This is a genomic window from Aeromonas aquatilis (genome assembly GCF_054052405.1).
In genome coordinates this window covers 1-25486 of sequence record NZ_JBSTYP010000026.1, presented here as the reverse complement: position 1 = coordinate 25486, position 25486 = coordinate 1, and the positions used below count along the sequence as shown (strand labels likewise).

General features: G+C 58.2%; 16 protein-coding genes. 12 read left to right on the top strand and 4 right to left on the bottom strand.

Annotated elements, in window-relative coordinates; translation table 11 throughout:
• Window positions 1-13 precede the first annotated feature (13 nt).
• A complete protein-coding gene (gene dsdA / locus ACW5W8_RS12165) occupies window positions 14-1345 on the top strand; it encodes a D-serine ammonia-lyase (protein ID WP_498628115.1) in 1332 nt (443 codons plus the stop codon).
• A 308-nt stretch (window positions 1346-1653) separates the two neighbouring features.
• Complete coding sequence (locus ACW5W8_RS12160; RefSeq protein WP_005337712.1) at window positions 1654-1830, top strand: hypothetical protein; 177 nt, start codon at window positions 1654-1656, stop codon at window positions 1828-1830.
• A 72-nt stretch (window positions 1831-1902) separates the two neighbouring features.
• On the opposite strand, the gene icd is transcribed toward ACW5W8_RS12160, so the two are convergent.
• Together icd and ACW5W8_RS12150 are read right to left on the bottom strand one after the other, a co-directional pair.
• Window positions 1903-3156 carry an NADP-dependent isocitrate dehydrogenase gene (gene icd / locus ACW5W8_RS12155; protein ID WP_033114311.1) on the bottom strand — a complete coding sequence of 418 codons (1254 nt, stop codon included), beginning with the start codon at window positions 3154-3156 and terminating at the stop codon, window positions 1903-1905.
• Between the two features lie 156 nt (window positions 3157-3312).
• Window positions 3313-4185: an AraC family transcriptional regulator gene (locus tag ACW5W8_RS12150; RefSeq protein ID WP_498628114.1), complete on the bottom strand. Its 873-nt coding sequence runs from the start codon at window positions 4183-4185 to the stop codon at window positions 3313-3315.
• Between the two features lie 116 nt (window positions 4186-4301).
• Between ACW5W8_RS12150 and manA the strand changes: the two genes are divergently transcribed.
• Window positions 4302-5492: a mannose-6-phosphate isomerase, class I gene (gene manA, locus ACW5W8_RS12145; protein WP_498628113.1), complete on the top strand. Its 1191-nt coding sequence runs from the start codon at window positions 4302-4304 to the stop codon at window positions 5490-5492.
• A gap of 397 nt (window positions 5493-5889) precedes the next feature.
• Here manA and ACW5W8_RS12140 read toward each other — a convergent pair whose 3' ends face one another.
• A complete protein-coding gene (locus ACW5W8_RS12140) occupies window positions 5890-6054 on the bottom strand; it encodes a hypothetical protein (RefSeq protein WP_498628112.1) in 165 nt (54 codons plus the stop codon).
• Window positions 6055-6130: 76 nt separating this feature from the next.
• On the opposite strand from ACW5W8_RS12140, the gene ACW5W8_RS12135 reads away from it, so the two are divergent.
• From ACW5W8_RS12135 to ACW5W8_RS12105, 7 genes are all read left to right on the top strand, one after another.
• A complete protein-coding gene (locus ACW5W8_RS12135) occupies window positions 6131-8827 on the top strand; it encodes a GH92 family glycosyl hydrolase (protein WP_498628111.1) in 2697 nt (898 codons plus the stop codon).
• A gap of 55 nt (window positions 8828-8882) precedes the next feature.
• The gene (locus tag ACW5W8_RS12130) at window positions 8883-11285 is read left to right on the top strand and encodes a GH92 family glycosyl hydrolase (RefSeq protein WP_498628110.1); all 2403 of its coding nucleotides are present in this window, start codon (window positions 8883-8885) and stop codon (window positions 11283-11285) included.
• Between the two features lie 62 nt (window positions 11286-11347).
• Window positions 11348-13873 (top strand): GH92 family glycosyl hydrolase, encoded by a 2526-nt coding sequence (locus ACW5W8_RS12125; protein ID WP_498628109.1) that lies wholly within the window; start codon window positions 11348-11350, stop codon window positions 13871-13873.
• 306 nt (window positions 13874-14179) lie between these two features.
• The gene (locus ACW5W8_RS12120; RefSeq protein WP_498628108.1) at window positions 14180-16618 is read left to right on the top strand and encodes a GH92 family glycosyl hydrolase; all 2439 of its coding nucleotides are present in this window, start codon (window positions 14180-14182) and stop codon (window positions 16616-16618) included.
• Window positions 16619-17060: 442 nt separating this feature from the next.
• Entirely contained in the window at window positions 17061-18953 is a 1893-nt protein-coding gene (locus tag ACW5W8_RS12115; RefSeq protein WP_498628107.1) for a PTS fructose transporter subunit EIIC, read from the top strand.
• A gap of 235 nt (window positions 18954-19188) precedes the next feature.
• Window positions 19189-19941: a DNA/RNA non-specific endonuclease gene (locus tag ACW5W8_RS12110; RefSeq protein WP_498628106.1), complete on the top strand. Its 753-nt coding sequence runs from the start codon at window positions 19189-19191 to the stop codon at window positions 19939-19941.
• A 335-nt stretch (window positions 19942-20276) separates the two neighbouring features.
• A complete protein-coding gene (locus tag ACW5W8_RS12105; protein WP_498628105.1) occupies window positions 20277-21380 on the top strand; it encodes an ElyC/SanA/YdcF family protein in 1104 nt (367 codons plus the stop codon).
• An 82-nt stretch (window positions 21381-21462) separates the two neighbouring features.
• Here ACW5W8_RS12105 and ACW5W8_RS12100 read toward each other — a convergent pair whose 3' ends face one another.
• Complete coding sequence (locus ACW5W8_RS12100; protein WP_075114395.1) at window positions 21463-21837, bottom strand: DUF805 domain-containing protein; 375 nt, start codon at window positions 21835-21837, stop codon at window positions 21463-21465.
• Between the two features lie 367 nt (window positions 21838-22204).
• On the opposite strand from ACW5W8_RS12100, the gene ACW5W8_RS12095 reads away from it, so the two are divergent.
• The gene (locus ACW5W8_RS12095) at window positions 22205-24130 is read left to right on the top strand and encodes an NAD(P)-binding protein (protein ID WP_498628104.1); all 1926 of its coding nucleotides are present in this window, start codon (window positions 22205-22207) and stop codon (window positions 24128-24130) included.
• Entirely contained in the window at window positions 24127-25332 is a 1206-nt protein-coding gene (locus ACW5W8_RS12090; RefSeq protein ID WP_498628103.1) for a c-type cytochrome, read from the top strand. Before ACW5W8_RS12095 ends, ACW5W8_RS12090 begins: the two co-directional genes overlap by 4 nt.
• The last annotated feature ends 154 nt before the right edge of the window (window positions 25333-25486 follow it).

The following is a 25486-nucleotide window of genomic DNA, read 5'->3' as shown; positions in this document are numbered from 1 at the left end:
GACCGAGAACCCCATGAAAAACATCGACGTACAACAGCTCACAAGCCAATTTCCACTGGTGCAATCCCTGATCGCGCTCGAGCCGGTTACCTGGTTCAACCCCAATGCCACTACCCTGGCAGTCGGTCTGCCCTATGTGGGGCTCGATAGCAACAATGTGGCGGACGCTTCCGCCCGACTTGCCCGCTTCGCCCCCTACATGTGCGAAGCCTTCCCCGAGACCCGCACCAGCAAAGGTATTCTGGAGTCCGAGATCGCCGCTATTCCGGCGATGCAGGCTACGCTCAACCGACGCTACGGGGTTGAGGTCACTGGTCGACTGCTGCTGAAAAAAGACAGTCACCTGCCCATCTCCGGCTCCATCAAGGCGCGAGGCGGTATCTACGAGGTGCTGACTCACGCCGAACAGTTGGCGATCAAGGCTGGTCTGCTGCGGGAAGAGGATGACTATCGCAAACTGTTCACGGATGAGTTCCGCCAGTTCTTCAGCCAGTACAGCATCGCAGTGGGCTCCACTGGCAACCTTGGCATGTCCATCGGCATCATGAGCGCCAAGCTCGGCTTTACCGTCACCGTCCACATGTCTGCCGATGCGCGGGAGTGGAAGAAGCACAAGCTGCGTGAACACGGTGTCATCGTGGTCGAATATGCCGAAGATTACGGGGTGGCGGTGGAACAGGGGCGCAAAGAGGCCGAGCGCGATCCCAACTGCTTCTTTATCGACGACGAGAACTCCCGCACCCTGTTCCTCGGCTACTCGGTGGCGGGCGAGCGGGTGAAAATGCAGTTCGACGAGATGGGTATCAAGGTGGATGCCGACCACCCGCTGTTTGTCTACCTCCCTTGCGGCGTGGGTGGCGGCCCGGGCGGCGTGGCCTTTGGTCTCAAGCTCGCGTTCGGGGATAACGTTCACTGCTTCTTCGCCGAGCCCACTCACTCCCCCTGCATGTTGCTGGGGGTCCACACCGGATTGCACGATGCCATTGCGGTGCAGGATCTGGGCATCGATAACATCACCGCAGCCGACGGCCTCGCGGTAGGTCGCGCCTCCGGCTTCGTCGGCCGCGCCATGGAACGACTGCTTGATGGCTTCTACTCCCTGAGCGATCAGGAGATGTATGACCTGCTGGGACTGCTGGCGCGCGATGAGCAGATCAAACTCGAGCCATCCGCACTGGCTGGCATGGCCGGCCCGTGGCGCGTGGCTGCCAATCCCGAGTGGCAGGCGGCGCGCGGTTTCGATGCCACCACCATGGCACAAGCTACCCATCTGGTATGGGCCACCGGCGGCGGCATGGTACCGGCCGAAGAGATGGCAAAGTACCTGGCCAGCGCCAAGATCTAGGCTGTTTTGCCACATTTATCTGCAAATCAACCCGCCATCACGGCGGGTTTTCTGTTTTGGGAACAAGGGGATGGAGCAGTTCTGTCGCAATCCATGGTGACAATTTCCCCAAGTTGGTCAGTTTGTGCTAAAATGGCGCTCATTTTTTGACATCTCGCGTCACGTTCGCCGCCAGATTGCCCATCGGGCTCTCTGCCCGGGTCGTGACTTTGCACCATCATGCCTGATGATGTTCCCCCCAGGATGGGCCGACAGGCTCCCGTCAAGGTGGGCACCCTCAAGGGCACATGAGATAAGGAGATCGGGTAATGAAACAATATCAAAGCTGGCTGGGAGATTATCTGATGAGTCGACGTGACGGAGATCACGCGATGGCTTCGGAACTTGCCAACACCATCTGCGCCTTCTGGAAGGCACAGGGTGATGAAGCAGAAACCAGCAAATGGCAGCAACGCTATCAGCAACACGTAGAGCAGGCGCAATAAGCCCCTTCACTCTTTCGCGATAAAAAAACCGGCGCACATGGCGCCGGTTTTGCGTTTCTGGCAAGCAGCAGATTACATCTGGTCGATCATGTCCTGAGCAAACTGGGAGCAGGAGCGCAGGGTGGCCCCTTCCATCAGACGCTCGAAGTCATAGGTGACGGTCTTGTTTCGGATCGCCGCTTCCATCCCCTTGATGATGAGATCGGCCGCTTCAACCCAGCCCATGTGGCGCAGCATCATCTCGGCGGAGAGGATCAGGGAGCCCGGGTTGACCTTGTCCTGACCGGCATACTTCGGCGCAGTACCGTGGGTCGCTTCGAACAGGGCCACGCCGTCACCGATGTTGGCACCCGGCGCGATACCGATACCGCCTACCTGAGCGGCCAGCGCGTCGGAGATGTAGTCGCCGTTGAGGTTCATACAGGCGATGACGTCATACTCGGCCGGGCGCAGCAGGATCTGCTGCAGGAAGGCGTCGGCGATGACATCCTTGATGACGATGGTCTTGCCGGTTTTCGGGTTCTTGAAGGAGCACCAGGGGCCGCCGTCGATCAGCTGGGCACCGTACTCGTTCTGAGCCAGAGCATAGCCCCAATCCTTGAAGGCACCTTCGGTGAACTTCATGATGTTGCCCTTGTGCACCAGGGTCACTGAGTCGCGATCGTTATCGATGGCATACTCGATGGCGGCACGCACCAGACGCTCGGTACCGGCCTTGGACATCGGCTTGATGCCGATACCGCAGGACTCCGGGAAGCGAATTTTCTTCACGCCCATCTCGTTTTGCAGGAAGGCGATCACCTTGTTTGCTTCGGCGCTGTCGGCCTTCCACTCGATACCGGCGTAGATGTCTTCGGCGTTTTCGCGGAAGATCACCATGTCGGTCAGATCCGGACGTTTCACCGGGCTCGGGGTGCCGTCATAGTAACGCACCGGGCGCAGGCAGATGTAGAGATCCAGCTCCTGACGCAGAGCCACGTTGAGAGAGCGGATACCGCCACCGACCGGCGTGGTCAGCGGGCCCTTGATGGCCACACAGTATTCGCGAATGAAATCCAGGGTTTCGGCCGGCAGCCAGGCACCTTCGCCATAGACATGAGTCGACTTCTCGCCGGTGTAGATCTCCATCCAGGCGATCTTGCGCTCGCCCTTGTAGGCTTTCTCGACCGCAGCATTGACCACATTCAACATGGCAGGGGTGACGTCCACACCGATGCCATCCCCTTCAATAAACGGAATGATCGGATGGTTGGGAACCTGCAGCTTGCCGCTGGCATCGACTGTGATTTTCTGGCCCTGGGTCGGGATTACTACTTTGCTTTCCATCGGCATCTCCTAACTTCCGTTTGTTATCAACTTGTTCGTTGCGCGCGGCCATCTTAGCCCATTCATTTTCATAATAAAACGACAAGCAAGCATGTCAGACCAAAGAGGTAGCCACCCGCCAGCACGCCGCTACAACGCCTTCCCAACCCCGCCCCGTTATCCCTCCAGCTCGCTGGCCGCCTGCGGCTGACTCAGGGAACGGTACTGTGAAGGGGTCAAGTCGGTCTTCTGTTTGAACACCCGGCAGAAGTAGTTCACGTCGGTAAAACCGCAGCGATTGGCGACCTCTTCGAGGCGAAAGCGGTACTTTTTCAGCATGAACTTGGCCCGCTCCAGCCGTACCCAGCTGATGTAGTCCGCCAGCCGCATGTGCCCCTGCTGGCGGAACAAGCGGGAGAGGTGGCTGGGGGAGAGATTGAAACGGGCGGCGATGCATTCGCGGCCGATGGGACGGTGAAAGTTTTCCTGAATGTAGATACAGATACCGTGGAAGAGATCGGCGCCGCGGGGACGCGCGCTCTCCGACTCCACCAGCAGTTGCCGTGAGTAACTGAGCAGTGCCTGCAGCAGATGGTTGTCCATCGGTGCCCTCACCGGCTCCTGAGCCAGGGTGTTGAGGGAGAGCAGGATATGATCGAGCGCCCGTCCGGCACCGGCCTGAATACTGTGCTTTTGCACATCGAAGAAACCGGTATCCCCCTTGTGCTTGCTCACCAGACTGAAGCCTATCTGGCGCTTGCCGAACAACAGGCTGAGCACGGAACAGTCGTTGTCCCAGTCCGGCTTGTTCCAGCCGTTGGGGGGAATGTACATCGCCTCCCGTTGCCCCATCTGTACCGACTGCACGTCCCCTTCCTGAGACCAGATCTGGTTGAGATAGTGGCCACTGAATACCAGCTCAAGACGCGGGAAGTTGACCTGATAACTGAAACAGGGCGGTACACCCTTGTCAGAGGCAAACAAGACCTTCTCAAAGCCTTCCCCCTCACTTAGAAAGCCATCCAACAGCTGGGTAAAGATGATACTCATGAATGATCCTGATCAAGATGCAGAGAGCAACCGATTGCGGTGCGCTGCCCCTGCCATGCTATAGTCCGCGCCAGACTGAAATTCCCAAAAAATCGTTCTGATACAAGGAGCCATCCATGAGCTACCCGCCGTTTTTTCTAATGTGCAACCCGATCCAGGATTATGTCTGGGGCAGTCGTGACTCCCTGACCACGCTGTTTGGCATCAAAAATCCCGAAGGCAAACCACAAGCTGAACTGTGGATGGGCGCGCACCCCAATGGCTGCTCCGAAGTGACTCTGGCGGGCGAGAGCGTGAAGCTTTCCAGCCTGATTGACGCCAACCCCGTCGCCATGCTGGGCGAAGCCACCCAGGCGCGCTTCGGCTCACTCCCCTTCCTGTTCAAGGTCCTCTGCGCCGAGCAGGCGCTCTCCATTCAGGTGCACCCGAGCAAGGCACAGGCAGAAGCCGGTTTTGCCAGAGAAGAGGCCGCAGGCATCGATATCAAGGCGAGCAACCGCAACTACAAGGATCCGAACCACAAGCCGGAGCTGGTCTTTGCACTCACCCGCTATCAGGCGATGAACGGCTTTCGCGCCATCCCGGCTATCCTGGCCCAGTTCGATCGCATGGCGCTGCCCGCGCTGGCCGACCTGACCGCGGCACTGCGCCAGTCACAGGATGAAACGGGCCTGCAACACTTCTTCCACCAACTGCTGATCCTCTGCGGTGAGCGCAAGGATGAGGCGCTGGCTGGCCTGCTGGCCTATGCCGCCGCCCATCAGGATGAAGAGACTTTCGCCACCATCAGCAATCTGGCTAACCAGTACCCGGGGGATGTGGGGCTCTTCTCGCCGCTGCTGCTCAACGTGGTGACGCTCGCGCCGGGTCAGGCGATGTTCCTCGATGCCCAGACCCCCCACGCCTACATCCACGGCACAGGTCTGGAGATCATGGCCAACTCCGATAACGTGCTGCGTGCCGGTCTGACCCCCAAATACATGGATGTGCCGGAGCTGCTGGCCTGTACCCGCTGCGTCGCCAAACCGGACGACCAGATCCTGCTCAGCCCCCGCATGGAAGGCACAGTACAGCACTTCGACGTGCCGGTACCGGACTTCACCTTCAGCGTGTATGGCGCAGGGGAACATGCCCTGACCACCGGCAATGCCGAGATCCTGTTCGCCATCGACGGGCCCATCACCCTGATTGGCCAGGATGGCGAGCGTCTGACACTGACCATCGGGCAATCTGCTTTTGTGCCCACCAGCACCGGTCACTACCGCGTTGCTGCTGAAGGGCGCTTTGCCCGCGCCAGCAACCGCTGATCCTGCTGAGCCATCGGCTCGCCCCCTCTGTTCAAAGGGCCCTGCAGGGCCCTTTTTTCCAGCTCATCTGACCACCTCGGGGCTGGTACGACTCACAAGGTCAGGCATTTAACCCAACGCCGAAGAATAACACGTTGACTTATAATGATTAATATCATTTAGCCTCCATGGTCACGCTACCCTGCGGTTATGCGAGCCAGCTCACACCCTCCCGCACCCGTCATAAAAATCCAGTTAATGCCATTTTTTTCCTCTGTTACCAAAAATTAATCACAGAAATAATAGAAATCGTTAATTTACAGGCAGCAGGAAGAGCGCGTCAGATTATTTATATATTCAAGATATAGCGACAATTTTGCCATTTATTTCAGATGAGGCAGAACCCATTATTTCAAACTCAGGCGAACATGCCTGTTTTGTCCTGCGCTGTTATTTTTACCGCCTGTATTGCCAGATTTTTCATTGTCCATTTATCTGGCTGATGTTTGACCGTATTACCAAGTATATCCAGTGATATTCGGGCAATACATGCAGGTGCCCCTCCCATCAGGCAGATATTCATTGGCAGATCCGGCGACTGCATTATCCGATTTTTTATACGTTCCGTACCCTACTCACACTAACCGATGGCGACAAATATGAAACTAAAACGTTCTCTACTCGCTTGTGCCGTGCTTGCCGGATTGGCTGGTATATCTGGCTGTCAAACTGACAGTGACACGACAGACAACGAAAACAAAGAGACCAGCGTCTCCCGTTACGTCAATCCGTTTATTGGCACAGGTAATTTGGGCAACACCTATCCTGGTGCCACTACCCCGCATGGCATGGTGCAACTGTCGCCCAATAATGGGGCCAATGGCTGGGAATATATCTCCGGCTATTACTACCACGACAACCGCCTCGCCGGGTTTTCCCACACTCACCTCTCGGGGGCCGGTGCTGGCGATCTCAACGATATTCTGGTGATGCCGATCAACTCACGCTCCAATTTCATGCTGAACGAAGGATCGTCGTCACTGAATCTGGAGGCCTCCCGTTACAGCCACAAGGATGAAGAGGCAACCGCGGGCTACTACAAGGTCGATCTGCGGGATTACGGCATCAAGGCCGAGCTGACCGCCTCGGATCGGGTGGGCGTCCATCGCTACACCTTCCCGCAGGATAAAAAGTCGGAAATCGTGGTCAACCTCGGCTTCAAGGTCAACTGGGACTACACCTCCGACTCCTACCTGAAATGGGACAAAACCAACAACCGGGTCGAAGGCCATCGCTTCTCTGACGGCTGGGCCCCCAGCCAGAAAGAGTTTTTCGTGATGGAGTTCGATCAGCCCATCAAGAACATCCGCTTCGCCTACTTCGACAAGGATCAGAACCGATATATGGATGTGCCGGAAGGCATCACCGAGATCGGCAACGAGACCCGTGGCAAATATCAGTACGCGCGCGCCTATGTGGAGTTTGATACCGCGGCGGCCGGCCTGACCGTCGAGGCCAAAGTGGCCCTCTCCAACGTCGAGATTGGCAAGGATGGCAACACCGGAGCCTCCCTCAACATGACCGAAGTGGCCAACATGTCGTTCGACGATGTCCGTCAGGCTGCGACTCAAAAATGGGAAGCGGAGCTGGGCAAGATCCGGGTCAGTGGGGATGAGGAGTACAAGCAGACCTTCTATACCGCGCTCTACCACACCTATCTGGGCCAGACCATCCACTCCGACCTGGATGGGCGCTACCGCCAGGTGCATCAGGGACGCAATGCCTACCCGGATGGCAACACACCGTGGGGCGAGCAGATCGACACCCTCAAGGAATCGGTACGCACCGCCGATGCCAATCGGGATGGCAAAGCGGACTTTACCCGTTACGACACCTTCTCCCTGTGGGACACCTACCGCGCAGTACAGCCTCTCTCGTCACTGCTGGAGCCGGACCGCCTCGCTGACGTCGTGCTCTCCATGCTCTCCTACGCCGAGGAGGAGTGGCTGGACGATCTGGGCAACCTGCGCAAGGGCAGATTGCCGGAGTGGACCTTCAAGGGTAACGAGACCGGCATGATGATGGGGATGCACTCCACGCCGGTGATCCACGACGTGCTCTCCAAAGGCTCTCTGGACAGACGGATGATCGCGCTGGGCTTCAGCGATGCGGAACGTCAGGAGATCAAGGAGCGACTGGTGACCGCCATGATCACCGACGCCCGCGCAGCCACCAGCCAGGGGGTCGCCTGGATCAAGGAGTACGAGCAGCAAGGCTATGTGCCTGCCCAGTTGCATGACACTCCGCCGGGCAATGACTGGGAATCGCACTCCCCCTTCAAAGATGCCTGGACCGCCTCCTACTCGCTGGAGTACTCCATGAATGACTGGGCGATCGCCCAATCGATCAAGACAGTATTTGGCGAAAGTGACCCCCGCTATCAGGAGTTTGCCGATCGATCCAAGAACTGGCAGGCGCAGTTTGACTTTGGTGGCAAGCAGTACAAGGGGTGGTTCAAAGCCCGCGACTACGCTGGCAACTTCATTGATGCCGGTTGGGTAGACCCGAAAACCGGCCGGGCAGTGGGCAAGGATTGGCGCCCCGACATGTTCAACTGGTCATTCGCCGAGTCCAACGGCTGGCAATACGCCTTCAGCGTTCAACATGACATTCATGGCCTAGTCGATCTGATGACCCGGTTCGACCAGACCCAGAATCCTCAGGCCAAACGGGGCGAACTGTTTGCCAAACGGCTGGACGAGTATTGGAGCACCTATCCGGATCGCAACGCTGGCGACAACCAGTTCCCGGTATTCAACACCGGCAACGTGGGACAGCATGTGCAGGGCAACGAGCCCGATATCCATGTGCCCTACCTCTACAACTACGTAGGACAGCCCTGGAAGGGACAGGCCGCCATCGTGGCAGCCACCAACGTCTGCTACAAGAACACCCCTGACGGCATCTGTGGCAACGATGACTTTGGCACCCTCTCTGCCTGGTTCGTGTTCCGGGCGCTGGGCTTCTTCCCGGTCAATGCCTCCTCCGGCATCTACGAGATTGGCACCCCCATGTTCGAAACCGCCTCGCTCGATGTGGGGGCTGGCAAGCAGTTCACCGTAACGGCCCAGAACGTCAGCCGCGACAACATCTACATCCAGTCCGCTCGCCTCAATGGCAGCGAGTTCAATCGCAGCTACCTCACCCATGAGGAAATCCTCAGTGGCGGCAAGCTTGAATTCGTGATGGGCGATAGCCCCAATCAGAACTGGGCCAGCCAGCCGGAAGATCTGCCGCCCGCGCAAGGTATCGGCACCTTCCTGCACGAAGGCGACCTGCCTGCCGGCTCCCGTTAATCACCTGTTCGGGGGAGGGTTCCCTCCCCTATCACCACTCAAAAATGGAATGACCATGTTCAAGTGCAATCTTCTTTCTCTTGCGGTGATTGCCGCGCTGACCGGTGGCATCGCCGGTTGCAACAGTGAGAGCGAGTCTACCGCTATCGAAAAACCGGTGACTCCGGTTGTCGATCTGTCGGTACTGAAATACGTTGACCCCATGATAGGCACCGCCGCATCCGGCCACACCTTCCCCGGAGCCACCCGCCCTGCCGGCATGGTGCAGCTCTCACCGGATACCTTTATTGGCTCCAACACCGATCACGAGAGCGGGCTAAATCCCTGGCACTCAGCCTCCGGCTACTGGGACTCTTCCAATTACCTCACGGGCGAGATCGTCGCAACCGATGTTCCGCTCTACGGCTTCTCCCATACCCATCTCTCCGGCACCGGCGCCACCGATCTGGGCGACATTCTGGTACTGCCCTACGCCGAGATGGCCGACGCCCAAATAAACGCCTTTGACAAAACCAATGAGCACGCCAGCGCCGGTTATTACCAAACCAGACTGAACAAGGGGGAGATTGAAGTTGAGCTGACCACCACCAAACGGGTCGGTTTGCACCGTTACACCTTCGCCAAAGGAGCGGATCGCAATGTGAAATTCGATCTGGGCCACACTCTGCTGAACAACAACGGCCAATCGCTGAAAAACAAAATCGAAGTGGTGGATGAGTACACCCTGCGTGGCCGCAAAACCTCCACTGGCTGGTTCCAGGGACAGAACCATCAGGGCCAGAACATCTTCTTCTACGCCAAATTCAACCAACCTGTGGCCAGGGCCATGCTGGGCGAGCAGGACAAGATGCCCACCCGGGAGATGCGCCCCAACAGCGTCTATCAAGGGGATGACCTGACCGCCTACCTCAATTTTGGCCAGGGTGACCAACCGCTCGAGATCCGGGTCGGTATCTCGGCGGTGAGCTGGCAAGGAGCACAGAAGAATCTGGAGGCGGAAGCCCCCACCTTTGACTTTGCCAAGGTGAAGTCAGACGCCGAATACGCGTGGGCCGAAAAGCTGACAACACTCAAAACTGAAGGGGGGACGGAGACCGAGAAGACCAACTTCTACACAGCCCTCTACCACATGATGATCGCCCCTATCGAGCTCTACGATGTGGATGGCAAGTATCTTGATATGCAGGGCACCCTGCGCACCCTGCAACCTGGCGATACCCCCAACTACTCCATCTACTCGACTTGGGATACCTTCCGCGCCGTTCACCCCATGTGGACCATCATGGACCCGCCACAGGCGACTCTCTACGCCAAGGATCTGATCCGCAAATCCAACGTGGAGTTCGGCCTGCTGCCCAAATGGGAAGGCCACGGCTCGGAAACCGGCACCATGATCGGCTACCCCTCGGCGGCCATCCTTGCCGATGCGGTGACCAAGGGGCTGATCGATGCGCAAGAGGCACTGGAAGCCTCGGTCAAATCGGCCCACTACCGGCCTGCCGATTACCCGCAGATCCATGACGACATCCTGAGCTCGCTGATGGCCGGTCAGCTCAGCTATCACGAGAAAGAGCAGTGCGTCCGTTATCCCAACTGGAACTCGGTCTCCTACTCGCTGGAGTTCTCTTTCTATGACTGGACCATCGCCGAGATGGCGAAAGCCGCGGGCGACATGACCACCTATCAAGAGTTCAAGGAGCGCTCCTACAACTCGCTCAAGCATTGGGATCCCCAGGCTGGCAATGCCGATGGCAAGGGCTTCTTCGTGCCGACCGAGCTGAAAAACGGCGACCCGTGCGCCCTGAAATACGCGGCGGCCGATTTCGATCCCTACAAGTCGGATGCCTTCTACTATACCGAGGGCAACGCCTGGCAGTGGCAGTGGTCCTTCATGCAGGATCTCGACAAGCTGACCGAGATCATGGGCGGCCAGCAGGGGCTCAACGACAAGCTCAACAACCTGTTCAACGCCGACCCCAACGGGGGCGAAGCACATCAGGACATGACGGGGTACATCGGGCAGTACATTCATGGCAACGAGCCCTCCCACCACGTCATCTACCTCTACAACCGTACCGCCCAGCCCTGGAAAGCGCAGGAGTACCTCGACCGGGTCTACAAGGAGTTCTACAAAAACAGCCCGGATGGCCTGATCGGCAATGAAGATGTCGGGCAGATGTCGGCTTGGTACATCATGAGCGCCATGGGCTTTTATCAAATCTCCCCTGGCGACCCGACCTACACCATCGGTCGTCCCATCTTTGACCGGGTCACCATCAACCTGCCCAACGGCCAGTTCAACGTCGTGGCGCAGAACAACAGCCCGGACAACCTCTATGTCAAAGAGGTGACTATCAATGGCAAGCCACTCAACCAGTACAACACCTTCGCCCACAGCGAAATCTATCCCGGTGGTGAGCTGCGCTTTGTGATGACCAATCAGAAACCGACCCCGTAACTCTGCAAGCGGCAAGCCACCCGGCTTGCCGCATTTTCATATCCGGCATTCAGGAGCAACAGATGTTCAAACCCCATAAGCTGGCCATCGTGGTGACCACCCTGCTTGGTCTTTATGGCTGCAACACAAACGATGAGACCACCACCGATAATGAGCGCCCCGATAACCACCTGCAGGTGCTGCAATATGTCGATCCGCTGATCGGCACCGATGGGTTGGGCAATGTCAATCCGGCCCCGGTCATGCCGGAGGGGATGATCCAGCCGGGCCCGGACAACTGGAATCCGGCCAACTGGAATGGCAAGGGCTCCCCTTCTGACTATCACCACCATCTGGCCAAGCTTTCCGGCTTCAGCAGCACCCACATCTCGGGGGCAGGCAAGGGGGATCTCAATGATTTCGCCTTCTTACCCTTCACCGGCAGCAATACCGATCCGGTCACCATCAACAAGACGAGCGAACAGTCCGAGGTGGGCTATTACAAGGCCGATCTGGTAGAGACCGGGATCAAGGCCGAGCTGACTGCCACCCAGCGGGTTGCCTTCCACCGTTACAGCTATCCGGCGGGTGAAGATCGCAAAGTCCAGCTTGATCTGCAGCACGAGCTGCTGGAGCAATACGGCAATCACTCCCGCAACATTTACTTCAAGCGGGTGAGCGACCACGCCATTGCCGGAGCCAGAACCAGCAACGAGTGGGGGCAGTGGCAGACGGTCTTTTTCTACGCCGAGTTTTCCGAGCCGTTTGTGGATCAGGTCCTCTATGTCGATGGCAAATTGAGCAGCGACACCGAGGTGGGGCTGGCCGATTACATCGGGTATGGCGAAACCAGACCCCGGGTGCGGGATGTGGTGACCCAGCTCAACTTTGCCAAAGGGGAACAGCCCATCACCATGAAGATGGCGATCTCGGGCACCGGCATTGAGGGGGCCATGGTCAACCTGCGCGCCGATGAACATGGCTACCGCTTCGATCAGGTGGTGCAGGAGAACAAACAGGCATGGGCGAAAGTGCTCAATAAGTTCACCCTGGAAGGTGGCAGCGATGCTGACAAGACGATGTTTTATACCTCGCTCTATCGCACCTACATTGCCCCCTTCGTCTATCAGGACGTGGATGGTCAATATCGCGGAATGGATGGCAAGGTGCATCAGGCCAAGCCGGGCTTTACCAACTATTCGGTCTACTCCATGTGGGACACCTTCCGAGCAGCCCACCCATTGAAGACCATCATCGAAAAAGAGCGCGCCATCGACTATGTGCACGACCTGCTCAACAAATATAAAACCGGCGGCATCATGCCCAAATGGGAGCTGCACTCCGACTATACCGGCGAGATGGTCGGCTACCCGGCGGTCTCCATCATCGCCGATGTCATCGTCAAATATCCGGATGCATTCACGCCGGAAGAGATAAAGCTGGCACTGCAGGCGGCCAACGTCTCCGCCAATTTTGACCTTGAGCTGACCAAAACCTGGGTGCCCTATCAGGATCCCTGGAACGGTGACAAGCGCTTCACCGTGATGACCCGTCACGGCCAGTATGCCGAGCAGCACGGCTATGTACCTGCCAACGTCAAATTCAAGCCGGAAGAGGGCTGCATGGCGCAGGACAAGTACGATGAGCTGGTCAACGAATCCGTCTCGTACGGTGTCGAGAATGCTTACTATGACTGGTGTATCGCTCAGCTGGCCCGCCTGGCTGGCGACAAATCCGCAGAGAACCGCTATCTGGCCCGGGCGACTACCTGGCGCGCCTATTTTGACTACAACCCGGCGCAATATGGCAAATATGGTTCGACCGGCTTTATGCGCCCCAAAAATGTCGATGGCAGTTGGGTCAACAACTATCCCTCCTGCGCCATCGACAACAATGGCAACCCGATCACACCACCCCAAAATTGCGACATCAACGACAGCAGCCGCTATGACATCTTCTGGCCCTATCGGGCCGAACACCGGGGACAGGACTTTACCGAAGGCAACACCTGGCAGTGGAGCTGGTTTGTTCCCCACGATATCGAGGGGCTCAAAGAGGTAATGGGTGGCGAGGAGAAATTCAGGAAGAATCTGGATGCCCTCTTCACCGCCAACTCCAACGCCGATACCTCGCAGGGGGATATGACCGGCTATATCGGCCAGTTCGTGATGGGGAACGAACCGGATCACCATGTTCCGTATCTCTATAACTGGACCAAAGAGCCGTGGAAAACCCAGGAGTATGTGGATCAGGCGGTGCGCAGCTTCTTCCACCCGACCACCACAGGGCTGATTGGCAATGAGGACGTGGGGCAAATGTCGGCCTGGTACATCATGAGTGCACTTGGCTTCTATCAGGTCACGCCGGGGCTCCCGGTCTACACCATAGGTCGACCACTGTTTGACAAGGTAACGATGGATATCGATGGCGGGAAATTCACCGTGAGCGCCGAAAACAATGGCCCCCAAAATATCTATGTGGAATCGGTTACCATCAATGGCAAACCCTTGGGGGAAAACCTGACGTTCAACCATAGCGATATTCGAGCAGGTGGTGAGTTGAAATTTATCATGACGGCGCAAAAACCGACCCGCTCAGATAATAAATAACCCTCATCCATTGCCAATATATGCTCAGGCCCAAAGCTTCCTTTGGGCCTCTTTTTTGGTCGATTCACAAGAACACTCAAAAAATATGACGTACTGCACCACATGATACGCGGATCACAAACAGACCGCCTTGTCACAAAAGTCTAGTGAATGACACTTTTTTACTCTGTCGATGAAACTGCTGGCATGGGAATAATAACGGCCGCCGGAATTAACACCACCGAGCCTTAATATTGCTCAGGTATCAACCCGGCATCTAAAAAATAGATCATGACAGCCCACCCCTACCCGATGGAGCCGTTCCATATGTTCAAGAAAAAAATTCTGGCCATTACCCTGACCAGCACCGTCGCCATGTTATCCGGCTGCGATGCGGATAACGGCAGCGCCAATAACGACGAGCAAAAGCCAACGCCAACCAATGTGCTGCAATACGTGAACCCATTCGTTGGCACTGGTTTTAATGGTCACACCTTCCCCGGCCCCGTGGTGCCCGAAGGAATGGTGCAACTTTCGCCAGATACCGAGCTGATAGGCTGGCACTCCTCCTCCGGCTATCACTTCGACAAAGACACCCTGTTCGGTTTCTCCCACACCCATCTCTCCGGCACCGGCATGGGGGGGCTCGGGGATATTCTGTTCCTGCCCTTTACCGAAGATAAGGCCAAATACATCGAGCCGAACAATGATTACCGCAAGGCCATCTCGGTCAAAATGGACAAAAAGTCCGAGCAGGCCGAGCCTGGCTACTATGCGGTGCGCATCGCCGAGAATGGCATCAAAGCCGAGCTGACCAGCTCCGAGCGGGTAGGCTTTCACCGCTACACCTATCCCCAGGGTGAACCCCAACGGCTGAAGATCGACTTGAACTCGATCCTCAACAGCGACTGGGGCTCGAGTTCGCTGCGCAACAAACTCACTGTCAGCGAAGATGGCTACACCATCACCGGCGAGCGGGATGCCACCCACTTCTCCGGCTGGGCAAAAAACCAGAAGATCTTCTTCTATGCCACCTTCGACAAGAAGATCAAAAAGGTATACCTCCTAGCCGGTGGTGTGCCGGTCGAGGGGTTGAGCGCCGAGCACAAGGCCAAATCCAAAGCGGATGTCACCGCTTACGTCGAATTTGAAGAGGGCGGTTCTGCCCAGCTCAATGCCAAAGTTGCCCTCTCGGCGGTGGATGCCACCGGTGCACGGAAAAACTACCAGGCCGAAGGGGATGTTTCGTTCGACGAGGCCCGCGCCAATGCCCGCGAGAAGTGGGCCAACGCCCTCAATTTCACCATCGAGGGGGGCAGCCAGAAGCAAAACGAGATCTTCTACACAGCCCTCTATCACACCAAGATCGCCCCCATCGTCCATCAGGATGTGGACGGCAGCTTCCGCGGCATGGGCAAAGGGGCACAGGCCAAGGGTGAAGGCAGCTACTCCATCCACTATGGTCAGGCGAGCGAAGAGCAGCCCAATTTCTCGGTCTACTCACTGTGGGACACCCAGCGGGCGTTGCACCCCCTCAAGACCATCACCGAACCGACCCGCGCCGTGCAATATGCGAAGAACCTGATCCAGAAGTATCTGGAGAGCGGCCTGCTGCCCAAGTGGGAGCATCTGGGGGATGAGACCGGCACCATGGTGGGCTATCCGGCGGTCGTGGTGATTGCCGATGCCATCACCAAATACCCCGATGCCTTCAGCGCACAGGAGAAGAATCTGGCGCTCAAGGCCGCCACCGACTCCTCCACCTATACCAACTACCCCATGCTGGCGACCGAGTGGGACAAGGCGGTGCTGGACAAGACCCTGACCAACCATATCGATTACATCGAGAAGAACGGCTTTGCACCGGCGGTGCAGCGGATCGATGGTCAGCCGGTGTTCGCTGATTACACCCTCGAGTCGGTCTCCTACGGTCTGGAAAACGCCTTCTACGACTGGGCCATCGCCCGGATCGCCAAGGCGGCGGGCAACAAGGCGACAGAGGCGCGCTATCTGGCCCGTTCGAACGGCTACCAGCGCTACTTCGATCACAATGCAGCCGAATACGCCCAGTACGGGGTGACCGGTTTCATGCGTCCGGTGATGATCGATGGATCCTTCATGACGCCGTTTGATCCCTATGGCACCGAGCATGAGACCGGCAACTACACCGAGGGCAACGCCTGGCAGTGGACCTGGTTTGTCCCCCATGACATCCAGGGGCTGAAAACCGCCATGGGTGGGGAAGCGGCCTTCAAGCAAAATCTGGATGCCACCTTCACCGCCGAGAGCCAGGGGTCGGAGACCGCTGACATGACCGGCCTGATTGGGCAGGTCGCTTTCGGGAATGAACCCTCCCACCATATTCCCTATCTCTACAACTGGACCTCGGAGCCTTGGAAGACCCAGGAGACGGTCGACTACATCCTCGACACCATGTACTCGAACACCCCGGCAGGCATTATCGGCAACGAGGATGTGGGCTCCATGTCAGCCTGGTATGTGATGTCAGCACTTGGCTTCTATCAGGTGAATGCGGCAGATCCCGTCTACACCATTGGCCGCCCGCTATTTGCCAAAGCGACCATCCCGGTCAAGGGGGGAACCTTCACCATCATCGCCGATAACAACAGTGCCAAGAACCGCTATGTCCAGTCGGTCACCATCAATGGCAAACCGCTCAAGGATGGTCTCTTCTTCGAGCACAAGGAGTTTGTACCGGGGGGCAACCTCCACTTCGTGATGGGCGATACTCCGCCACAAAAGTAACGAACGATAGCATTGAGGTGACATTCAGCACGCAACCCGAAAATGTCACTTTGTGATACCCGACGGCCCACGCCAGATGGATTGATAAAATCCAATCAGCGCTGGGCCATTTTATTTTCCAGTGGAAAGCCCTGGTTCAGCCATTAACCCGTATTTCTCAAATCTGCCTTAAATCGGGCAATAAACCGCAAAAAATGGCTGTAAATCCCATTACAAGGGTTTTTCTGTCATACCTTGACCGCTGTCACATCCTGCCATTAATTAAACAAAAACAACTATTGAGTTAAAGAACAACAATTTGCGAGCTGGATCACACCAGCAAAACCATGCAACAAAAATCCAGTTATTGCTACATTCATCGCCTGTCCAACCCTACCCTTGAGGGCAATAATGAGCCCAATTCGCAACGCATGACTTAGCCCTTACAGGGAAGGAGAGTGAGATGTTACCCACCATGACCAACGGCAGACTCATCTGCCTGGAGTTGAAGGCCACCAGCAAGGAGGCTCTGTTCGACGAGATGGCACAGATGCTGGCGCGCGATGGCGCCGTGTCTGATCAACAGCAATTCGTCAAAGATGTCTGGGCCCGCGAGCAGCTGGACTGCACCGGCTTCGAGCAGGGTGTGGCCCTGCCCCACGCCAAGAGCAAGGCGGTCAGTCGTCCGGCCATTGCCATCGGTGTCAGCCGTCAGGGTATCGAGTACGGTGCCGAAGATGGCAAACCGACCCAGCTGATCTTCATGATCGCCTCCCCGGATGGCGGCGCCAACCACCACATCGAAGTGCTGGCCGAGCTCTCTACCCGTCTGCTGGAACCGGGCTTTATCGAGCAGATGAAAGCCGCCACCACCGTCGAGCAAGCGCTGACCCTGCTCAAGCAAGGCCCGAAAGTAGAAAAACCGGCCCCGGCCGCCAAACCGGCTGCCACTGCCCCGGCTGAACCCACCGATCGCACCTTCAAGGATCGCCTCAACACCATGAAGCAGCACCTGCTGTTTGGTACCTCCCACATGATCCCCTTCATCGTGGCGGGCGGTGTGCTGCTGTCACTGTCGGTGATGATGAGCGGCAAGGGCGCCGTGCCGGAAGCGGGCTTCCTTAAAGACATGGCGACCATGGGTATCGCCGGTCTGACCCTGTTTACCGCTGTACTGGGTGGCTACATCGCCTACTCGCTGGCTGACAAGCCGGGCCTGGCCCCGGGCATGATCGGCTCCTGGATTGCCGTTCAGCACTATCAAACCGGTTTCCTCGGCGCCATTCTGGTGGGCTTTATCGCCGGTTTCGTGGTCAATCAGCTCAAACGGATCAAGCTGCCTGACTCCATGACCTCCCTTGGTTCCATCTTCATCTATCCGCTGATCGGTACCTTCCTGGTGTGTGGCATCGTGATGTGGGGGATCGGTGCACCGATCGCCGCCATGATGGAAGGGATGAACCACTGGCTCTCCAGCATGGCGGGCTCCGGTAAAGTGATGCTGGGTGCCATTCTGGGTGGTATGACTGCCTTCGACATGGGCGGCCCGGTCAACAAGGTTGCTACCCTGTTTGCCCAGACTCAGGTCAACACCCAGCCCTGGCTGATGGGCGGCGTCGGTATCGCCATCTGTGTACCGCCGCTGGGTATGGCGCTGGCGACCTTCATGTCTCCGAAGCGTTACAAGAAAGAAGAGCGTGAATCCGGTAAAGCAGCCGCCATCATGGGCATGATCGGTATCAGTGAAGGTGCCATCCCGTTTGCCGCAGCTGACCCCATGCGTGTTATCCCGGCCATCGTCGCAGGCGGTATCGTCGGTAACATCACCGGCTTTATGATGCACAGCATCAACCACGCCCCCTGGGGTGGCTGGATTGTCCTGCCGGTAGTAGAAGGCAAGATGGGTTACATCCTGGGCACCATCCTCGGCGCACTGACCACAGCCATCATCGTCAACCTGCTGAAGAAGCCGGTGAGCGAAGAAGATGACGTCACTACCACCCAAACCAGCTTCGAAGTCATTGAAGCGGAAGGGGAAGCAGACGTTCTGGCCATCACTGCCTGCCCGTCTGGCGTTGCCCACACCTTCCTCGCCGCCAAGAGCCTGCAGAAGGCCGCCGCCAAGCAGGGGATCAAGATCAAGGTCGAGACCCAGGGCGCCAACGGCATCATCAACCGCATCACCGCCAAGGATGTCGCCAACGCCCGCTGCGTCATCTTCGCCCACGATGTGGCGATCAAGAACCGCGAGCGCTTCACCGATATCGAGGTCATCGACGTGAAGACCAAGGAGGCGATCCACAACCCGGAAGCACTGCTGGCCCGCACGCTGGGCAACAAGGCAAACGCCGCCTGATAGCAGTCAGACTCCACCTATAACAAGGGGCCCATCACGGGCCCCTTTTCGTTGCCTGCCGAGCAACCGCATATCATCCCACCGACCAAGTCACTGATTTAAAACATATTAACCAGTCACATCACGGATCTTGGCGAGCCGTCACAATTCCACAACGTGTAAAAAAACTGCAATTGAAGCGCTGGTCAGATCTCATGTCAAATGGCTCCGCCTACTAAACTGGAGCATCACAAAAATGACAAAAATCAATAAATTGGTTCTGGCTGTTACCCTCACCTTCGGTGCTACCCCGCTCTTTGCCGCGGGCTTTGCCTGCGGCGAACATGTGCGCTTCGGCACACCTTCCGACTCGGATCAGCAGCTCTGCCGTGTTGGCTATGCGGCGGGTTACAACTATGACCACAAGGTGTCTGAGTGGGTCTCCTACCAGATGACCACCCAAAGCGCGCAGGGCAAGGTCAAACGCAAGGATGCCTTCGCCGAAGACAAGGAGGTACCGGTCGCCTACCGCGCGACGCTCTCCGATTACAAAGGCTCGGGCTACGATCGTGGCCATCAGGCGCCTGCAGCAGACATGGCCACCAGCGACATCACCATGAAGCAGAGCTTCCTGCTGACCAACATGACCCCTCAGTTACCCGCCCTTAACCAGAAGGCGTGGCGTATTCTGGAGGAAAAGACCCGCCAATGGGCCATCGCACGCCAGGATGTACAGGTGATCACCGGCCCCATCTTTACCGGCTCTGAAGAGTCCATCGGTCAGGGGGTGACGATCCCAAGTGCCTACTACCGAATCGTGATGGATCCGGCCAGACTGCAGGCCATCGCCTTTATCATGCCGCAAGCAGATATTCCCACCAGCCAGATCCCCAATTACCGGGTATCGGTACGCGAGGTAGAAGAGCAAACCCAGCTCAACTTCTTCAGCAACATGCCCGAAGAGCAGCAAGAGACGCTGGAAGCCCGCGTCTCCCCGATGTGGAACTGACCGCGAACAACTCATCCGCAGATAGATTGAAACGCCATCAGTCTTGCATCGCGATAGAGGGAGGGGTCAGCGCCCCTCCCAGCAGGGGGAGTCACGCTCTCCCTGTCCCTTTCAGATGGTAGCTGACCCTTTGCGGCCACTTTTGCGGCCATTTTTGCGGCCACTGGTGTGGCATCACCCGACGACCCGCCACGACTCACAGTTTGCCGCACCGTTAACTGGTATATTGCCCTCTCTTTGGCACTAACAGACTGAATTGACGCATATTTGCCTTATCCCATCGGCCCACACGCCGGCGCACCACGGCGCGATTCAGCCCGACAGAGGACCTTTTGATGAAACAGACCCTTCTAGCCCTCACCCTCGGCGGCCTGCTGGCGCTCTCGCCCCTCGCCCTGCAAGCGGCCGAGAGCTCGATGCAAATGGAGCACGACCTCAATACCCTGGTCAGCAAACGCCAAGCGGTGGACATGTTGCTCGGCGAAGCGCTGCAGATCTACAAGTCGCCAGCCAAAATCTCCCACGCCGGTTTTACCGCCAAGATGCCGAGCAATATGGAGTTGGTGACCGAGCGGCTGCTGGCCGCCTACCAGCTTGAACCCTACCGCACCGACCTGCTCATCTCGGCAGCCAACGCCCAGATCTACAACAGCAACCTGAGCCGCGCCATCACCTTGCTGGAGCAGGCGCAGGCCGTCGCCCCCGATGATCTCGACATCAACAGCTATCTCGCCATCTGGCAGTTGGTGAAGGGTAACAAGGAGGCCTCCCGCAGCTATCTGGCGAAAGTGGCGGATCGCAACAGTGGCCGCGCCGCCGATCTGGAGGAGATCATCGCCCGGGTGCAGCGGATCACCGCCGCCCCGCTGCAGACCGAACTGACCGAGGATCAGGTCAAGGCCACCAAGGAGGGCAAACGCGCTATCGTCACCCTGGGCTACGCCCTCAATCCAGACGGCAGCATGGACAAGATCCTGCTGGGCCGCCTGCAAACCACTCTGGCGCTGGCCAAAGCCGACCCGGAAGCGCTGATCATCCTGACCGGCGGCGTACCGCAGAACCGCCAGACCGAGGGCAAGCTGATGGCTGACTGGCTGGCCAACCACGGCATCGACCGCAGCCGCCTGATTGAAGAGAACTACGCCACCAGCACGGTGGATAACGCCCTCTACAGCGCCTATGCCCTCGCCCGCCACCAGATTGACTATGCGGTGCTGGTGAGCTCTGCCAGCCATGTGCGCCGCGGCCAGGCGGTGCTGGAAATCGCCTGCGACCAGATTGGCCCGGCCAACATCAAGGTGGCGAGCGTCAGCTACCCCGACAAACCCCTCGAGGAGCTTGCCACCCCGAGCGAGAGCGAGCTGCTCGGCATCTACCGCGATGCCCTGCGCACCTACGGCATGTGGAGCTACCGCTCCGCCCCGCTGATCGAGCGTTGATCGGCCATCAACACGAAAAAGAGAGGGAGGCGTGATGCCTCCCTCTCTTTTGATTGGCCGATGATTGGCCAAGCCGCGCCCGTTAGCTGACGATAAAGCCCTGCGAGGGGGCCGCTTTGGGATCGTCACCGAAGCGGTTTGGCCCCTGCTGACCGTTGCAAACCATAAAGTAGATAAGCACCAGGGTGCCGATAATTGGGATAAGCCCGAGCAGCAGCCACCAAGCGCTGCGGTCGGTATCGTGCAGGCGACGGGCCGCCACCGCCAGCGATGGCAGCAGCACCGCCAGCGAATAAATGGAGCTGATCAGCTCCTTGTCGCCGCCGATCAGCTTGTCCACCATGCCGAGCAGCAGCATGACGATGATGTTGCACAGCACGAACATCCAGTATTCGGTGCGACGGGCCCGTCCGCTGAATACCGCATATTGCTTGAGGACCGAGATATACCAGTTCATTGCGCCTCCTGAGTGGCCTTTATGCCTATGAATAAAAAAGAGATTCGATAAAACAAGTAGTTAAGAGCTTAGCGCGATCATCCCCCCGAGTCGACAAGGATGCCCGAACGCCTCCCAAACTAATCTGCTGCGGCAATCATTGACCGACCGAGCCGGAAGATAATTTGCCCTGTAACAGGGCAAATTACCCCCATCAGCGCATCACTCTCGTCACAAGCAGGAAAATGGTGCTTAATAATCCATTAGCAATCGTATGGACTCAGCGTGAGGATAACGGTAGATTCGGCGCCCAATCCTGAACAGGATCTGTGTCTCCCTCCCATAATGAATCCACTTATTCATTACTTCTCCTAACACAGGGATAGCCATGAGTATTACACGCAGAGATTTTCTCAACGGCGTTGCCATCACCATTGCCGCGGGCGTCGCCCCCATCAATCTGCTCAAGGCTGCCGAAGGCGGCAGCACGCTGGCGGATAAAACCCTGGCCTACCCGCCCGCCCTCACCGGCCTGCGCGGCAACCACCCGGGCTCTTTCGAACCGGCCCACAGCATCGCCCGCGATGGCAAACAGTATGACTTTGCCAATGTTCCCCTTGAGGGGGAGTACGATCTGGTGATCGTCGGCGCCGGCATCAGCGGTCTGGCCGCCGCCTGCTTCTATCAGCAACTGCTCGGCGCGGATAAAAAGATCCTGCTGCTCGACAACCACGATGACTTCGGCGGCCACGCCAAGCGCAACGAATTCACCACTTCCGATGGCCTGCGACTGGGTTACGGCGGTAGTGAATCCCTGCAATCGCCGCGCTCGGTCTACAGCCCGGTGGCGCTCGGTCTGCTCAAGGCGCTGGAGGTCAACATCGACGAGCTGGCCGCCGGTTTCCAGCAGACCTTCTATCCGGATCTGGGGCTCAGCCGCGGCGTCTATTTCGACGAGAAGCACTTTGGCGTCAACAAGATAGTAAACGGCGATCCGGGCCATAACGTGGCGGATGACATCCCGCGCGATCGCCTGAATGGCCGGCCACTGGCGGAGTTTATCGGTGACTTCCCGCTCGATGATGCCGACAAGGCAGCCCTGCTGGCCCTGCACGAGGAGAAGACCGACTACCTGAGCGGCATGACCCGCGAGCAGCAGGATGAGTGGATCACCCGCAACAGCTACACCACCTTCCTGCGCGACAAGGTGGGCCTGAGCGAACGTGCCATCACCTACTTCCAGCAACGTACCAACGATTTTCAGGCCGTCGGCATCGATGCCACCGCCTGCGCCGACGCCCGCCTCTGTGCCCTGCCCGGCTTTGGCGGCCTCAACCTGACGCCGCTCGATGCCGAGGAGCAGGCCGAGCTGGACGATCCCTACATCTTCCACTTCCCGGATGGCAACGCCGGCCTCACCCGCCTGATGGTGCGCAAGCTCATCCCGCAGGTGGCACCGGGTCACACCATGCAGGATGTGGTGCTGGCCAAGTTTGACTACAGCAAGCTCGACCTGCCGGAGCACAAGGTACAACTGCGCCTTGGCAGCACGGCGCTGCAGGCGAAAAACGTGCGCCTCGCCGATGGCAAGCTGGCTGTGGATGTCACCTATATCAAAGAAGGGAAACTGCACCGGGTGCGCGCCAGGCAGTCGATCATGGCTGGCTACAACATGATGATCCCATACATGGTGCCCGAGATGCCGGAGCCCCAGAAGGAGGCGCTGCGCCAGAATGCCAAGGCGCCGCTGGTCTACACCAAGGTGGTGATCAAGAACTGGCAAGCATTCGTCAAGCTGGGGGTACACGAGGTCTACTCCCCGGCAGCCCCCTACAGCCGGGTCAAGCTCGACTATCCGGTCAGCATGGGTGGCTACGAGCATCCCAAGAGCCCGGATCAGCCGATGTGCCTGCACATGGTCTATGTGCCGACCCTGCCGGGCAGCGGCCTCTCGGCACGCGAGCAGTCCCGCAAGGGGCGCGCCATGATCCTCGGCATGCCGTTCGAACAGCATGAGCAGATGATCCGCGAACAGTTGCAGGGGATGCTCGGCAGCGCCGGTTTCAACCATGAGCAGGATATCCTCGCCATCACGGTCAACCGCTGGTCTCACGGTTACTCCTATGTCACCAACACCCTGTTTGATGACGAAGCGCAGTGCGAAAAATGGATTGAACTGGGTCGCCAGCCGATCGGCAACATCACCATCGCCAACTCGGATGCAGGCTGGAGCCCCTACGCCCACGCCGCCATCGACGAAGCGTGGCGCGCCGTCAACGAACTGGTCGCCATGAGCAAGGGAGGTGCCCAATGAGCCGCGCCCTGTCACTGACCGCCAGCGCCCTGCTGCTGGCCCTGCCCGCCCTTGCCGCCAACGCAGCCCCCGCCATGTCTGCGGGGGAATACGTGGCCAAGCTCGGCGATTGCGCTGCCTGTCACACCAGCGAAACCAGCAAGCCGCTGGCGGGCGGCAAAGGGTTCCCGACCCCCATCGGCACCGTATTTGCCACTAACATCACCCCCGACAAGACCCACGGTATCGGCAACTACAGCCTGCCGGAGTTCATCAAGGTGATGCGCGAAGGGGTGGCCCGCGATGGCCATCGCCTCTATCCGGCCATGCCCTACACCGCCTACGCCAAGATGAGCGATAAGGATCTCGAAAATCTCTATCACTACCTGATGAAGGAGGTGCAACCGCTGGCCATCGCCAACAAGGAGAGCGACATCCCCTGGCCGCTCAATATGCGCTGGCCGCTGATGGGTTGGAACTGGGTCTATCACGACGACAGCCGCTTCACCCCGGTCGCAGGCAAGAGCGAAGAGTGGAACCGCGGCGCCTATCTGGTGCAAGGCGCCGGCCACTGCGGCAGTTGCCACACCCCGCGCGGGCTTGGCATGCAGGAGAAAGCGCTGACCGAGGCGGATCCCGTCTACCTGAGCGGGGCGGCGCTGGATGGCTGGTATGCCCCCGATATTCGCGGCAGCCGATACAGCAAGCAGGCGCTGATCGACCTGCTGAAAACCGGCCGCAGCCAGCATGAAGCGGTCGCGGGCCCCATGGGGGAAGTGATCACTCACAGCAGCCAGTATTTCAGCGACGCCGATCTGGCCAGCATCGCCACCTATCTCACCGATCTGAAAGATGAGCCGGTGGCGGAGAAAGGGGCCCGAGCCTATGCCAGTGCCAGCGGCAAGGCGGACTACGCCATGTACTGCTCCACCTGTCACGGGGTCAACGGCCAAGGCAATGACCACGTCATCCCCTCGCTGGTCAACAACCGCACCGTGCTGGCGAGCGATCCGTCTAGCCTGATCAATGTGCTGCTGCACGGCGCCGAGACCCCGGTCACCCACGGCCATCTGGGTTACCACATGCCGGGCTATGGTTGGACCATGGATGACGAGCGGCTTGCCGAGCTGGTCAACACCCTGCGCGCCTCCTGGGGCAATGAAGGCACCGCCGTCAAAGCGGCGGCGGTCAAGGCCCAGCGCCAGCTGCACGGCAAGGAGTAAGGGCTGCCAGCTCTCTCTTGGCCAAGTGCCATAAGAAAACGGGCCTCCACTGGAGGCCCGTTGCAGACTGCTGACAAACCCCTGGACGCCGATCCCGGGGTTTGATCTAATTGCTGCATGGTCAATAAATGGACTGCACCATGCTCAGAGAACC